Origin of the sequence: Sphingopyxis sp., assembly GCF_965279725.1 — a bacterium.
Lineage (GTDB): Bacteria > Pseudomonadota > Alphaproteobacteria > Sphingomonadales > Sphingomonadaceae > Sphingopyxis.
In genome coordinates, this window is the sequence record NZ_CBDIIL010000001.1 from 603,303 (window position 1) to 616,330 (window position 13,028).

General features: G+C 63.4%; 16 protein-coding genes, 1 tRNA gene and 1 other RNA gene. 6 read left to right on the plus strand and 12 right to left on the minus strand.

Features of this window, described 5'->3' with window-relative positions; all coding sequences use genetic code 11:
- Positions 1 to 31: 31 nt before the first annotated feature.
- From ACQY6T_RS02830 to ACQY6T_RS02870, 9 genes are all read right to left on the minus strand, one after another.
- Positions 32 to 1,054: a PhoH family protein gene (locus ACQY6T_RS02830; protein WP_428628190.1), complete on the minus strand. Its 1,023-nt coding sequence runs from the start codon at positions 1,052 to 1,054 to the stop codon at positions 32 to 34.
- A 137-nt stretch (positions 1,055 to 1,191) separates the two neighbouring features.
- Positions 1,192 to 2,541, minus strand: a complete 1,350-nt coding sequence (gene miaB, locus ACQY6T_RS02835) for a tRNA (N6-isopentenyl adenosine(37)-C2)-methylthiotransferase MiaB (RefSeq protein WP_428628191.1) — start codon at positions 2,539 to 2,541, stop codon at positions 1,192 to 1,194.
- Between the two features lie 7 nt (positions 2,542 to 2,548).
- Positions 2,549 to 3,334 (minus strand): lysophospholipid acyltransferase family protein, encoded by a 786-nt coding sequence (locus ACQY6T_RS02840; protein ID WP_428628193.1) that lies wholly within the window; start codon positions 3,332 to 3,334, stop codon positions 2,549 to 2,551.
- Positions 3,306 to 3,731, minus strand: a complete 426-nt coding sequence (locus ACQY6T_RS02845) for a Fur family transcriptional regulator (protein WP_428628196.1) — start codon at positions 3,729 to 3,731, stop codon at positions 3,306 to 3,308. The genes ACQY6T_RS02840 and ACQY6T_RS02845 overlap by 29 nt, the downstream gene beginning before the upstream one ends.
- Before the next feature lie 132 nt (positions 3,732 to 3,863).
- Positions 3,864 to 4,298 carry a MucR family transcriptional regulator gene (locus tag ACQY6T_RS02850; protein ID WP_428628198.1) on the minus strand — a complete coding sequence of 145 codons (435 nt, stop codon included), beginning with the start codon at positions 4,296 to 4,298 and terminating at the stop codon, positions 3,864 to 3,866.
- 108 nt (positions 4,299 to 4,406) lie between these two features.
- Positions 4,407 to 4,889, minus strand: coding sequence for a GNAT family N-acetyltransferase (locus ACQY6T_RS02855; RefSeq protein ID WP_428628201.1), 483 nt, complete (start codon positions 4,887 to 4,889; stop codon positions 4,407 to 4,409).
- Positions 4,886 to 5,503 (minus strand): tRNA (adenosine(37)-N6)-threonylcarbamoyltransferase complex dimerization subunit type 1 TsaB, encoded by a 618-nt coding sequence (gene tsaB / locus ACQY6T_RS02860; RefSeq protein ID WP_428628203.1) that lies wholly within the window; start codon positions 5,501 to 5,503, stop codon positions 4,886 to 4,888. The genes ACQY6T_RS02855 and tsaB overlap by 4 nt, the downstream gene beginning before the upstream one ends.
- Before the next feature lie 19 nt (positions 5,504 to 5,522).
- Complete coding sequence (locus ACQY6T_RS02865) at positions 5,523 to 6,116, minus strand: malonic semialdehyde reductase (RefSeq protein WP_428628206.1); 594 nt, start codon at positions 6,114 to 6,116, stop codon at positions 5,523 to 5,525.
- A gap of 36 nt (positions 6,117 to 6,152) precedes the next feature.
- On the minus strand, positions 6,153 to 6,728 hold the full coding sequence (locus ACQY6T_RS02870) for a NifU family protein (protein WP_428628208.1): 576 nt from the start codon (positions 6,726 to 6,728) through the stop codon (positions 6,153 to 6,155).
- A 62-nt stretch (positions 6,729 to 6,790) separates the two neighbouring features.
- Between ACQY6T_RS02870 and ACQY6T_RS02875 the strand changes: the two genes are divergently transcribed.
- The 3 genes from ACQY6T_RS02875 (at position 6,791) to ACQY6T_RS02885 (ending at position 9,047) form a co-directional block, all read left to right on the plus strand.
- On the plus strand, positions 6,791 to 7,663 hold the full coding sequence (locus ACQY6T_RS02875) for a hypothetical protein (protein WP_428628209.1): 873 nt from the start codon (positions 6,791 to 6,793) through the stop codon (positions 7,661 to 7,663).
- A 17-nt stretch (positions 7,664 to 7,680) separates the two neighbouring features.
- Positions 7,681 to 7,756 (plus strand) — tRNA-Thr (locus ACQY6T_RS02880).
- 184 nt (positions 7,757 to 7,940) lie between these two features.
- The gene (locus tag ACQY6T_RS02885) at positions 7,941 to 9,047 is read left to right on the plus strand and encodes a helix-turn-helix transcriptional regulator (RefSeq protein WP_428628212.1); all 1,107 of its coding nucleotides are present in this window, start codon (positions 7,941 to 7,943) and stop codon (positions 9,045 to 9,047) included.
- Positions 9,048 to 9,334: 287 nt separating this feature from the next.
- Here the strand turns inward: ACQY6T_RS02885 and ACQY6T_RS02890 are convergent, their stop codons facing one another.
- Positions 9,335 to 9,967: a cation transporter gene (locus tag ACQY6T_RS02890; protein ID WP_428628214.1), complete on the minus strand. Its 633-nt coding sequence runs from the start codon at positions 9,965 to 9,967 to the stop codon at positions 9,335 to 9,337.
- Between the two features lie 68 nt (positions 9,968 to 10,035).
- Between ACQY6T_RS02890 and ACQY6T_RS02895 the strand changes: the two genes are divergently transcribed.
- Positions 10,036 to 10,446, plus strand: coding sequence for a MerR family transcriptional regulator (locus tag ACQY6T_RS02895; protein ID WP_428628215.1), 411 nt, complete (start codon positions 10,036 to 10,038; stop codon positions 10,444 to 10,446).
- 186 nt (positions 10,447 to 10,632) lie between these two features.
- On the opposite strand, the gene ssrA is transcribed toward ACQY6T_RS02895, so the two are convergent.
- Together ssrA and mscL are read right to left on the minus strand one after the other, a co-directional pair.
- Positions 10,633 to 10,988, minus strand: a transfer-messenger RNA (tmRNA) gene (gene ssrA / locus ACQY6T_RS02900).
- A gap of 25 nt (positions 10,989 to 11,013) precedes the next feature.
- Positions 11,014 to 11,436: a large conductance mechanosensitive channel protein MscL gene (gene mscL / locus ACQY6T_RS02905; protein WP_428628217.1), complete on the minus strand. Its 423-nt coding sequence runs from the start codon at positions 11,434 to 11,436 to the stop codon at positions 11,014 to 11,016.
- A 142-nt stretch (positions 11,437 to 11,578) separates the two neighbouring features.
- Here mscL and ACQY6T_RS02910 point away from each other — a divergent pair, with 142 nt between their 5' ends.
- Positions 11,579 to 12,169 (plus strand): LemA family protein, encoded by a 591-nt coding sequence (locus ACQY6T_RS02910; protein WP_428628218.1) that lies wholly within the window; start codon positions 11,579 to 11,581, stop codon positions 12,167 to 12,169.
- Positions 12,169 to 13,023, plus strand: a complete 855-nt coding sequence (locus ACQY6T_RS02915; RefSeq protein ID WP_428628823.1) for a TPM domain-containing protein — start codon at positions 12,169 to 12,171, stop codon at positions 13,021 to 13,023. The genes ACQY6T_RS02910 and ACQY6T_RS02915 overlap by 1 nt, the downstream gene beginning before the upstream one ends.
- Positions 13,024 to 13,028 lie beyond the last annotated feature (5 nt).

Here is a 13,028-nt window from a genome sequence, read left to right on the forward strand (position 1 = left end):
TGCGCCAAGCTGAACAAGCGTTTGCGCCGGTTTATCCGCCGCCCTTCAACGCGTCGGGCCCCTCATAGGCGTCGACGATGCGCCCGACGATCGGGTGGCGGACGACGTCAGCGCTGGTGAAGCGGCTGACATTGATGCCTTCCACGCCCTCGAGCCGCGCTACCGCATCGGCGAGGCCCGACGAGGCGGGAACGGGCAAATCGACCTGTTTCGGATCGCCGCACACCACCATCCGGCTGTTCGCACCGAAGCGCGTCAGGAACATCTTCATCTGCGGGATCGAGGTGTTCTGCGCTTCATCGAGGATGATGAAAGCATCGGCCAGCGTGCGTCCACGCATGAAGGCGAGCGGCGCGATCTCGATCTCTCCGCTCGCGATGCGGCGCTCGACCTGTTCGGCGGGCAAGCAGTCGTGCAGCGCGTCGTAAAGCGGGCGCAGGTACGGATCGACCTTTTCCTTCATGTCGCCGGGCAGGAAGCCGAGCTTCTCGCCCGCCTCGACCGCGGGGCGCGACAGGATCAGGCGTTGGACGCTGCCGGTGATGAGCTGCGCCACCGCTTGCGCCACCGCGAGATAGGTCTTGCCGGTCCCCGCCGGGCCGAGCGCGAAGATGATGTCCTCGCGCGCCAGTGCTTGCATGTAAGGGATTTGCGACGGCGCGCGCGGGACGATGGTCTTTTTGCGCGTCCGGATCATGATCGGCGGCGCTTCGCTCGCCTCGTGGCGGATGATGCCGTCGAGGGTCGGCTGCGCCGACATCGCGATCACCCCGTCGACCATGCCGGCATCGACCTCCTGCCCCTGTTCAATGCGATTATACAGATCGACGAGCACATCGCGGGCGCGCGCGGCGGCTTCGGCTTCCCCCTCAATCTGCACCCGGTTGCCGCGCGCCGAGATATAAACACCCAGGCGATTCTCGATGCCAACGAGGTTGCGGTCGAACTCGCCAAACAAAATCCCCAACAGCTGCGTTCGCTCAAATTCCGCGGTCAGTCGGACGCGGTCGCCGGGTGCGGCGGGAGAGGTGGCAGTCAGCGGGCGTTTGGACATATGGGCAAGTCACCTAGGCTAAGAATGATCCTGTGTACTCCCGCAAAGGCGGGAGTCCATCACCGTTAGTTTGGAAATTCGACAGAAGGAGACGGAGTGTGTCTTCGTGGAGACAGCTTCCGCCAGTCCCAGTCGCACTAGGCGACCGCTTCCATCAATGGCTCGGCGGCAACACTGTTGGCGCCAGCCGACACGATCCGCACATCGATCATGTCGCCGATCGCCAGGCCCGGGGCGATGACATGCGCCGATTGCAACCAAGGCGTCTTGCCGATCAGCTGGCCGTCGAGCTTGCCCTTGCGTTCGAGGAGCAGCCGCGTCGTGCTGCCGACACTCGCTTCATTAAACGCCTGCTGCTGTTCGTTGAGCAACGCTTGCAGCCGTTGGAGCCGGTCGTTCATCACCTCCTCCGAAATCTGGTCGTCCATCGTCGCGGCGGGGGTGCCGGGGCGGCGTGAATATTTGAAGCTGTACGCCATCGCGTAACGCGTCCGGTGGATCAGATCGAGTGTCGCCTGGAAATCGGCCTCACTCTCCCCGGGGAAACCGACGATGAAATCGCCCGAGATCGCGATGTCGGGGCGCACCGCGCGGACGCGTTCAATGACGCGCAAATAGCTGTCGGTGCTGTGGCTGCGGTTCATCGCGGCGAGGATGCGGTCGCTGCCCGCTTGCACCGGCAGGTGAAGGAACGGCATCAGCTTGTCGATCTCGCCATGCGCGGCAATCAGCCCGTCGGTCATGTCGTTGGGGTGGCTGGTGGTATAGCGAATCCGCTCCAACCCATCCTCGCGCGCCAGTTCGCGGATCAGGCCATCGAGGCCGACGGTGCGGCCCTTGTCATCTTCGCCATCCCATGCATTGACGTTCTGCCCCAGCAAAGTGATCTCGCGCGCGCCGCCTTCGACCAGCGCGCGCGCTTCGGCGATGAGGTCGGCGAACGGCCGACTGATCTCGGCGCCGCGCGTATAAGGGACGACGCAATAGGTGCAGAATTTGTCGCAGCCTTCCTGCACTGTCAGGAAGGCGGTCGGGCGCTGACCGGCGGCGCGTTTCGGCAGCGCGCCGAACTTGCTCATCGCGGGCATGTCGAGATCCACCGCTTTCTCGCCGCGCGCGGCACGCGCGAGCAGGTCGGGCAGGCGGTGATAGGCTTGCGGACCGACGACGACATCGACGGTGGGGGCGCGGCGGGCGATCTCGGCGCCCTCAGCCTGCGCGACGCAGCCCGCGACGGCGATCGTCGGGCGGCTGCCGTCGGCGCGCTTCAGGCGGCCGATGTCCGAATAGACTTTCTCGGCCGCCTTTTCACGGATGTGACAGGTGTTGAGCACGACCAGATCGGCATCGGCGCCGTCGGTGGCAGCGACATAGCCTTCGGCGCCCAGCATCTCGGCCATGCGTTCGCCGTCATAGACGTTCATCTGGCAACCAAAGGATTTGACGTGGAAGGTCTTGGCAGTTTTAGGGGACGAGTCAGGCTTCATCGGCGCGCTATAGGCGATGCCGCACCGCGGCGGAAGGGCCGCCTAGCGCATCGGCGATGGCAGCGCGCGCCGCCTCGTTGATCGCCTTGCGGTCGTTCTCGGCCTGATCGGGTAGCGGGTCGAGATAATGGATGGTCAGCGGGATCGGCCGCTTGCGGGCCAACAGCCGCTTGAAATTGTCGAGCCCGGATTCGGGGTCGAGCCACGCGATGTCGCTGGCCTGATCGCCATAGTCGAGCAGCACCGGCTGAACCTGTAAATGGGGCGGCGTCGGAATGATGGCCTGAAACAGCGACGCACGAAACGGCAGCAGCCCGTCGCCCGGGCCGGTCGTTCCCTCGGGAAACAGCGTGACCGGACGGCCTCGCGCCAGCGCGGCGCGCAAGCTGCCGGCTTGGTTATGAATGTCGCGCTTCGCCTCGCGCTGCACATAAATGGTGCTATTCTGATCGGCGAGCCAGCCGACGAACGGCGTCGTCTTTACTTCGGCTTTCGACACAAATGCCGAGCGCGCCGCGCCGCCGAGCGCGAGAATGTCGAGCCAGCTAACATGATTCGATACGAACAAGACGTTGCGGCGCAGCCGTGTGCCGGTGGTGCGAACCCGCAGTCCGGCGATCCAGCCCGCCGCATTGAGAAACGCCATGACCATCGGCGACGGGCGGCCAACCGCGCGATACAACAGGTGCGGCACGATCAGGAACAAGAGCGCCAACACCATCAAGGTCAGGCGGGCGACGGTCCGCCACGTAATCGAGGCGCGATCAGTCGCGCTTGCGATCGAGGGCGACACCATAAAGCTCCATGCGATGATCGACGAGGCGGTAGCCCAGTCGTTCGGCGATAACCTTTTGCAACGCTTCGAGTTCCGGATCGACGAATTCGATCACCTTGCCCGTTTCGACGTCGATCAGATGGTCGTGATGCGCCTCGGGCGCGGCTTCGTAGCGCGAGCGGCCGTCGCCGAAATCATGGCGGTCGAGAATTCCCGCCTCTTCGAACAGGCGCACGGTGCGATAGACGGTGGCGATCGAAATGCCGCTGTCGACCTTTGACGCGCGCTCATACAGCGTTTCGACGTCAGGATGATCCTCGGAATCCGAGATGACACGCGCAATAATGCGGCGCTGCTCGGTAATCCGCAGCCCCTTTTCGTGGCACAATGCTTCGAGATCAATGTTACCGGACATGCTGGCCTTTCCTGCAAGATGCAGCCGTGTCTTTCTTATGACAACTGTATAGGGTCGCGCCGCGGATAGGACAAGGGCGGCACCTGGCGGCGCCGCCCTTCCCTGCCCTTTCGGGCGATCGATGCGAAAGCGTCAAACTTTCGCTTTGCGCTTGCGCCCGCCGCCACGACCCTTGGTACCAAGGCCGATCTGCATCGCCAGTTCGCGGCGCTTTTCGGCGTAGTTCGGCGCAACCATCGGATAATCGGCGGGCAGGCCCCATTTGGTACGATAGTCGTCGGGGGTCATGCCATAATGCGTCATCAGGTGGCGGCGGAGCATTTTCAGCTTCTTGCCATCCTCGAGACAGGTGATGAAATCGGGTTTTACCGACGTACGGATCGACACCGCCGGCACCAGTTTTTCTTCGACGATCGGCGCGCTGCCAAGACCCGATAGGGCGGCATGGACATTATTGATCAACAGCGACAAATCAGAAATCGCAACGCTGTTGTTACTGACGTGCGCGGCGACGATGTCGGCGGTCAGGGTAACCAGCATCTCGCTGGTGTCGGCTTGATCGGACATGAGACTATTCCTTGTTATTTTTTCCCAGAAGATTCATCGGCGAACATTAGAATTCCTGAAGCGCCGCTTATAATATTGTCACTTTGCGCGAGATTTCGCAACAACCGATCATTGGTTGCCGGTGACCGTTTGCGTTCGCCGCATGGTAATAGCGTCGCGCATGACACCGTCATTGCCGCGATAATAAGCAGCGCGGCGACCAACTTCCGAAAATCCCGTGCGCGAATACAGATGAGCCGCGTCATTGTCAGCGCGCATTTCCAGGAAATACTCATCGGCGCCTTGCGCTGTGGCCCAGCTCTGCCAGTCCTGCATCAACAGGCGGCCAATTCCGCGCCCGCGCCAGGTCGGGTCCACCGCCAGCAGCAAGAGCTCGCTTTCGGGTCCGGCCAGGCGGGCGGCGGAAAAGCCGCACGGCTGTTCGCCGTCCCAGGCGATGCAAACCCGGGCGGACGGCAAAGCGAACAGGGTCAACAGCTGCGCCCCGCTCCACGCCTCTCCATAAGCCGGTTCGAAGGCGGCATCCATGACCCGCATTACTGCGGCGAGGTCACCGACGCGCGCGGTGGCAAGGCGGATGTTGCCGGTCATGCCCGTGCCATGGGCTTGGCGTCGGCAGCGCGCCCATAGATCGGGCTCGGCTGATCGAGCAACGCTGTCGAAGGGAGCCGCCCAAACGCACGCGCGTCGGGCAGCATCGTCATCGCGCGCCCAGAACCGCGGTGCGATACAAAAAGTTCGGCGCGGTTTCCGACGACCAGTTCGTCCGTGAGCGCCGCCGCGTCGTCGGGCAACAGCGAACGCAGGTCCGCGCGCGGGGACAGGTCGGGGTTGAAGGGCTGGACGAACCATTGGCCATGGCCGCCCTCCATCACCACCAGACCGCCGCCCGCAGCGGCAATAGCCTCCGCCGCACCGGCGGCCACGAGCGCAAGCGTCGAGAACCCCTGCACCGGAACCTGCCAACCCAAGGCGAGTCCGCGCGCCGCAGCGACGCCGATGCGGACCCCGGCAAAGCTGCCCGGGCCACAGCCGACGACGATCGCATCGGCTTTGCCGCCGTCGATCAGTTCGGCGATCAAGGGAACGAGCCGTTCGACATGCCCGCGACCGATCACCTCGTGACGATAGTCGACGAGGTTTGCGCCCTCCAGCAGCGCCACCGAACAAGCCTCACTCGCCGAATCGATCACCAGCTGGCGCATGAAGTCGAGAAATTCCGGCTCAGGCGATGCGATTGAAGCGGGGGAAGTCCGGGCGCGGGCTGCGCTCGAAGATCGTTGCCGGATCGCCGTAACCAAGGGTCGAGATGAAGTTGCTCTTCACGTTGGGCTGGTCGGCAAAGAAAGCCTCATCGACCGCTGCATTGTCGAACCCCGACATGGCGCCTGTGTCGAGCCCGAGCGCGCGCGCGGCCAAGATGAAATAAGCACCCTGTAAGCTGGAATTGCGAAACGCCGTCGTCTTCGCCAGTTCGTCGTTACCGACGAACCAGCTGCGCGCGTCGGCATGCGGGAACAGTTCGGGCAGATGCTCGTAAAATTCGTTATCCATCGCGATGATCGCGGTGACTGGAGCCTGCAGGATCTTGTCCGCGTTCGCTGGCATGGCGAGCGCGGCGAGTTTCGCCTTTGCCTCATCGGACACGCACCAGACGATCCGCGCCGGCAGGCTGTTGGCGCTGGTCGGGCCGAATTTCAGAAGGTCCCATATCGCGTGCAGCTGCGCCTCGGACACCGGCTGATCGGTATAGCCGTTATAGGTCCGCGCGGACCGGAACAACTGGTCGAGGGCGCTGGCAGAAAGCGGCTCGCTCATCGGGCAATCTCCTGAAAATGGGATCCGACCAAGCGGTCAGACGGCGTGGACCGCCGTTACTTCGGGTACATAATGTTTCAACAGCGATTCAATACCGTTTTTGAGCGTCGCCGACGAAGACGGACAGCCAGCGCACGCGCCCTGCATCTTCAGATACACATTGCCTTTGTCGAATCCGCGATAGACGATGTCACCGCCGTCGTTGGCGACCGCCGGGCGGACGCGCGTTTCGATCAATTCCTTGATCTGATCGATGATGTCGGCGTCGGCGGGATCGTCGGCAAAGCCTGCCTCATCCTCAGGCGGGACCGCAAAACCGGCACTGGCCGTGTTGAACAGCGGCACCTCGGCAAGGAAATGGTCCATCAAGATGCCGAGCACATCGGGCTTCAGGTCGCTCCACCCGACCCCCGGCGCCGCGGTGACCGATACGAAATCGCGGCCAAAGAAAACCCCGGTGACATCGCCGAGCGAAAATAGCGCACTCGCAAGCGGCGACGCCTCGGCCTCTTCGGGGCTGGCAAAGTCGCGGGTTCCCGCTTCCATCACCGCCCGGCCGGGCAGGAATTTCAGAGTCGCAGGATTGGGCGTTGATTCGGTTTCGATCAGCATGGGGTGCATGTGGGACGCCATCGTCCTTTGTGCAAGCCGATTGGCCGCGCTAAGGCCCGCCGATGCGCCGCTTTACCCATTTCGCTGCCATCGACTGGTCGGGCGCCCGCGGGGCGCGGCAACGCGGGGTGGCGCTGGCGGTTGCGACCGGAACCGCCGCCCCTGTCCTGATCCGTCCCGGCCATATATGGTCCCGCGCCGAAATTTTGTCGTGGTTGCAGGATGTTGCGGCATCCGGAACCGACATGCTGATCGGTTTCGATTTTTCGGCGGCTTTCGCCTTTGCTGACTGCGGCGCCTATTTTCCCGAATGGCCCGACAGCCCCGCCGACCCGCCGGCTTTGTGGGCGCTTGTCGAGCGGCTCTCCGCCGCCGATCCGCACTATGAAAGCGGCGGATTTCTGGCGCATCCCGCGGCGCGTCGGCATTTCCGGCACAAAAAGGGCGACGTCGGCGATCTCTTCGCGCCCGGCGCAGGTCGGCTGCGGACCGTCGAACGGCGCCAGCGCGCGACCAAACAGGCCGCAAGCGTCAGCAACTTCAATCTCGTCGGCGCGGCGCAGGTCGGCAAGGCGAGCTTGACGGGCATGCGGCTGCTCCACCGCCTGCACCCCCGATTGCCGCTGTGGCCGCTCGATCCGGTGCCTGCCGAAGGCCCATTGCTTGTCGAAATCTATACCGCGGTCGCGGCGCGCGCCGCCGGGGTCGCAGCGGGACGCAGCAAGATTCGCGACGGCGCGGCACTCGATACCGCACTGACGGCGCTCGGCTCGCCGCCCGCCGGCGTGATCGGCCCGATCAGTGACCATGCCAGCGACGCCTTGCTGACAGCCGCGTGGCTCCGCGCGATCGCGGGTGACGCGGCGCTCTGGTCCCCCGGCCCGCTGACCGCCGACATCGCGCAAACCGAAGGCTGGACCTTTGGTATAATTTGAAGCAAGGAGCGCCCGACGCCGGCTTAGCTCAGTTGGTAGAGCAACCGCCTTGTAAGCGGTAGGTCGTCAGTTCGAGTCTGACAGTCGGCACCAGCCCCCGTCCCCTCCCCGCCGCGAGACAGGTATTGGCGCCGCATGCGAAAGCCTGCGGATGTCTGAGAAACCGTGCCTCGCACCAGATCGAAGTTGATTTATTTAAGTTAATCTGTTGGCTTTTGTTAAGAACTTGGACGACAGGCCGTGGGACTGAGGCATCTTTGGGATTGCGGCGGACGCGATGGGGCAGCGGGCGGAACCGGACTGGGACGATATCTTCATGCAGGCGGCGCTGCAGCCTGACATGTGGCTGGATGCGCTCGACACGCTGGCCAGTCAAACGGGATCGGGCCATGGTCAGCTCATCGGCGTCGGCGGCGCCCGCGAAATCCCGTTCAACATCGTCACCAATTTCAGCACCGAGCTGATCGATCATTTCGCGGCGAGCGGCTGGGGTTCGGAAAGCCATAATTTTCGCATCGCCGCGTCGAACCGGCACGTCGAACGCGGTTTTTATGACCCGGTGCTGCACGAAGATCATTATGACCGGGTCATTCCCCAGCTCGCCTCAACCGACTATCTCGATTGGTGCGAAGAAATCAGTATTCCATTCGGCTGCCAGACCAATCTGGTGATCGACAATTTTGGCATCGTCGGACTCGCGACCCTGCGCGACCGCAACGACGGCCGGACGACCCCGGCGCAGCGCAAGATCTTTGCCAACGGCGCCAAAGCCGCTCGCCGCGCGGTGCGCTTGCAGGAAAAGCTGGAGGGCGAGCAGGCCAAACTGCTCATCGGCGCATTCGATGCGGTTCGGGTCAGCGCCTTCATCATCGACGCGCGCGGGCAATTGCTCGCCCACACGATCGGCGCCGAAGCCATGCTCGACGCCGGCGATGTCCGGCTTTCCGGTCGGTCCATCGACGCGGCGGGCGCACCCTTCACCTTGCGCCAGATGATTCAATCGCTGATCGCGGACGGCGGGATGGATCACGCCAGAACCAAGGTTGCCACCGCCGAAGGCCGGCCGCCGATTGTGATCGAGGGGTTTTGCCTTCCCGAACGCGGCTGGTCGCTCGGCAAACTGCCGCACGCGATCCTGATCGCCAACGGACCCAACCGCGACCGGGCCGGCGTAACGCACTATCTGAGTGCGATTTACCGTCTCAGCCCGGCCGAGGCGGACATTGCGGTGCGACTTTTCGAAGGCAAGGGCCGACCGCAGATTGCCGCCGAGCGCGGTGTCACCACCGAAACACTGCGTGGGCAGATCAAGCAGCTCTATCTTAAATGCAGCGTCGACAGCGAAGCCGGATTGATGCGGCTGCTGGCCCCCATCTTAAGTTGACCACCCCCCGGCAGGGGGATGACCCCTTCTCCCGGCCGAAATAAAGGTCCGTTCGCAAGGACTAAGGGGGCTGTCCTTTCGACCCAGGGCGCCGGATTCATTTTCGGCGAACCGCTGTGCGTCGAAGCGATCCGGCTCAAGATATTCCTGTCGTTCTACGCGACCCAGGACGACGGGGCGAGGGTCTTCGCCAGTATGTGCTGTGTGCGACCTGGAAGAGCCCCGTCGAATATCGGCGGGGCTCTTTTCGCACCGGCAATCTGCAACGCCGTCGTCGGGCCGATCCGTCAGCGACCGGATGCCGGCACGACGGCCAGTTCGCCGCGCGCCTGACGGAACACCTCGATGCTGCCCCAGATCGCGAGTACCGCCATGATCGCCGCCACCGCGAGGTCGGGCCAGCTTTGCCCGGTGCCGAATACGCCGAGCGCTGCGCCCATGACAGCGACATTGCCGATCGCGTCGTTGCGCGAGCATATCCAAACCGAGCGCATGTTCGCATCGCCCGTGCGATAGCGATAGAGCATCAGCGCGACCGCGACATTGGCGGCGAGCGCGAGGGCGCCGATCAGCCCCATCGTTTCGGCTTGCGGCGCCGATCCGCTGATGAAGCCCCAGACCGCCGAACCGAATACCCACAGCCCAAAGACAAGCATCGTCACAGCCTTGAGCAAGGCTGCGCGAGCGCGCCACGCGAGCGCCATCCCGGCCACGCCCAGGCTGATCGCATAATTGGCGGCATCACCGAGGAAATCGAGCGCGTCGGCCTGGAGCGCGCGCGAGTCCGCGGCAACCCCTGCGACAATCTCGACGCCAAACATCGCGGCGTTGATCAGCAGCGCGATCCACAGGATGCGCCGCCAGCGCGGGTCGTTCAGCGCGGTCTTGCCGCTGGCACCGGCACAGCATTGGTCGGACAATGTCGAGGCTCCTTTGATCTTCGAGTCGGCACCCTATATGCACTCTGTAGCAACTACAGGGTCAAGCAATGAAAATCGGCGAACTGTCGCGGGCGACCGGGACCAATATCGAAACCATCCGCTATTATGAGCGCATCGGATTGCTGCCGGCGCCCGATCGCACCGCGGCGAACTATCGCAGCTATAGCAATGCGCACCGCGCGCGGCTGGCATTTGTGCGCCATTCCCGCGACCTGGGGTTCCCGATCGAAGAAATCCGTTCGCTGCTCGACCTGTCGGACGATCCGGGGCGCGATTGCAGCGAGGCCGACCGCATCGCGAGCCGACATCTGGAGCAGGTCGAGGAAAAGATCATACAGCTCACGCTGCTTCGCGATGAACTGACGCGCATCGTCGGGCGGTGCCGCGGTGGGATTGCCGCCGACTGCCGCGTGATTGAGGCGCTAGGTGATCATGGACACTGCGAGGGGGCGCATTGAACGCCCCTCCCTCGTCATTCCCGCCCTGCGAAAGCGGGAACCCAGCGGACTAGCCTATCGCCTCCCCGCTCCGGCTTGCCTAATCGGACGCCGAAACCGGGTTCCCGCTTTCGCGGGAATGACGAGGAGGAGGAGGATTGAAGGAAAGGTGGGACGATTCTGTTGCCCGGCTCGTCCCCAGCCGCTGGTATCCGATTCTGTTGCCCGGTTCGGTCCGAACCGCGCTCTCTTTGAATAACTTTCGGCCGTGAGGCCTAAAGGTTACGCAGCCAGAGCGAGTGCTTCGTTATCGTTAGCACCTATTGGTTTTGAGCCTTGAACGGGTTACTCAGCCCGGGCAAAAATATCGTCTTTGAACACACGTCGATCCTGGTTCGGCCCCCTCAGAAGCCCGCTTTTCCTCGACGGAAGGCGGGATTGTGGTGGAGCCGCCGGGTACTGCCCCCGGGTCCGCTGTATCTATTTCACGACACCATTTATCACCATAGTCGGCCGAAACCGACCTGACCTATATAGGGTGGACGCCCTCCGATGGAAAGGGCGGGCGTGCATTTCATCGCCGATCGATCACGGCCGCTTTTTCAGCTCGTCGCGGATTTCGGTAAGGATATCGACTTCGGTCGGACCAGCAGGCGCCTCTTCAGCCGGCTTGATGAACTTGCTCGCCTGCCGCACCAGCAGGAAGACGACGAACGCGAGCAGGATAAAGTTGATCACGGCGGTGACGAAGCTTCCGAGCGCCATGACATTCGCGCCCGATGCCTTAGCGGCGGCCAGCGTCATGCCTTCGGTCACCTTCTCGCCACCGGCCAGGATCAGATATTTGTTGGTGAAATCGACTCCGCCGCCGGTGACAAAGCCAATGAAGGGCATCAACACGTCGTCGGTCAGCGACTTGACGATGGTCCCGAACGCGGCGCCAATGATGACACCGACGGCCAGCCCCATCACATTGCCTTGGTTGAGGAACGCCTTGAAATCCTTGATCATGTTTTATCCCCTTGGTCTGTGCGCCTGCGATTCCAGACTGCCTGATAGGATTATCTCCGTCAATGATTGCGGGGGGCGGAGCGTCTTACTATATTAAAGCAGTTGGCGCGGCGCCGTGCCGCGCGGAGGGAGTGCCTGACCCATGACTTTCCGTTCCGCCCGTTGGATGATTATCCCCGTTGCCGCAATGTCGCTGTCCGCGTGCGGCATCAACAGCGTCCCCACCAAGGAAGAAGCCGCCAAAGCGAAATGGGCGAATGTCGAGGCCGCATACCAGCGCCGCGCCGACCTGATCCCCAACCTGGTCGAAACCGCCAAGGGCGCGTCGCAGATCGAGCAATCGACGCTGGAAGGCGTTATGCAGGCGCGGGCGTCGGCCACTCAAATCAAGCTCAGCACAGACGACCTTAACAGCCCTGAAAAGGTGCAAGCATTCCAGCAGGCACAGGGACAGGTAACAGGCGCGCTCGGTCGGTTGATTGCCACCGTTGAAGCCTATCCGACTCTCGCCAGCCAAGCGCGCTTCGCCGACCTGATGACCCAGCTCGAAGGCACCGAAAACCGCATCAACGTGTCGGTGCAGGACTATAATGGCGCGGTGCAGGATTATAATACGACGATCCGCACCTTCCCCGACATCATCGGCGCCAAGATCGTTCATGGCGCCAAGCCGATGACGCCGTATCGCGCAGTGACGCCGAACGCGAACCAGGCGCCGACGGTCAAGTTTTGATCGATAAATTGGGCCTGAGCGCTTTCTTTCGCCCGCTGGCAACGGCGGCCCTGACCGGGCTGCTGTTGCTGACGGCTGCCCCCGCCGCCGCGCAGACCTTCCCCAAACTCGCGGGCGCACCGGTCGTCGATCAGGCCGATATCATCCCGGCAGCCGAGGAAGCGGCGCTCAATGCGCAGCTTCTGGAATTGGAGACGAAAACCGGTCATCAGCTGGTCGTTGCGACGGTCAGCAATCTCGAGGGCAATGATATTGCCGACTATGGCTACAAGCTGGGCCGGGCGTGGGGGATCGGCGATGCCGAGAAGGACGACGGTGCCGTTTTCCTGATCGCGCCCAACGAGCGACGGATGAATATCGCGGTCGGGCTGGGGCTTGAGCCAGTGCTCACCGACGCGCTGTCGGGGCGGATCATCCGCGATGTCGTGACCCCCAAGTTCAAGGCGGGCGACATGCCCGGCGGCATCCAGGATGGCGTCAACGCGATCGTCGAGCAAATCCAGCTGCCCCCCGAGGAAGCCGCAGCGCGCGCGCAGGCAGCGGCGGCACAGCAACGCGACCGCGCCGACGACGGCGATTTCGGCGGGCTTTTCTTTGTGGGCTTCATCATCCTGATCTTCTTTGTCCTGCCGATGCTCTCGCGCCTCGGGCAACGCGGCAAGAAACGTCGCAAGGGGCGGCCATGGGATGTCCCGATCATCATCTGGGGCGGCAACGACTGGGGCGGCGGCGGAGGCGGCTCATCCTGGGGCGGTGGCGGATCGAGCTGGGGCGGCGGCAGTGGCGGTGGCTTTGGCGGGTTTTCGGGCGGCGGCGGTTCTTTCGGGGGCGGCGGCGCCTCCGGCGGCTGGTAGGGAGC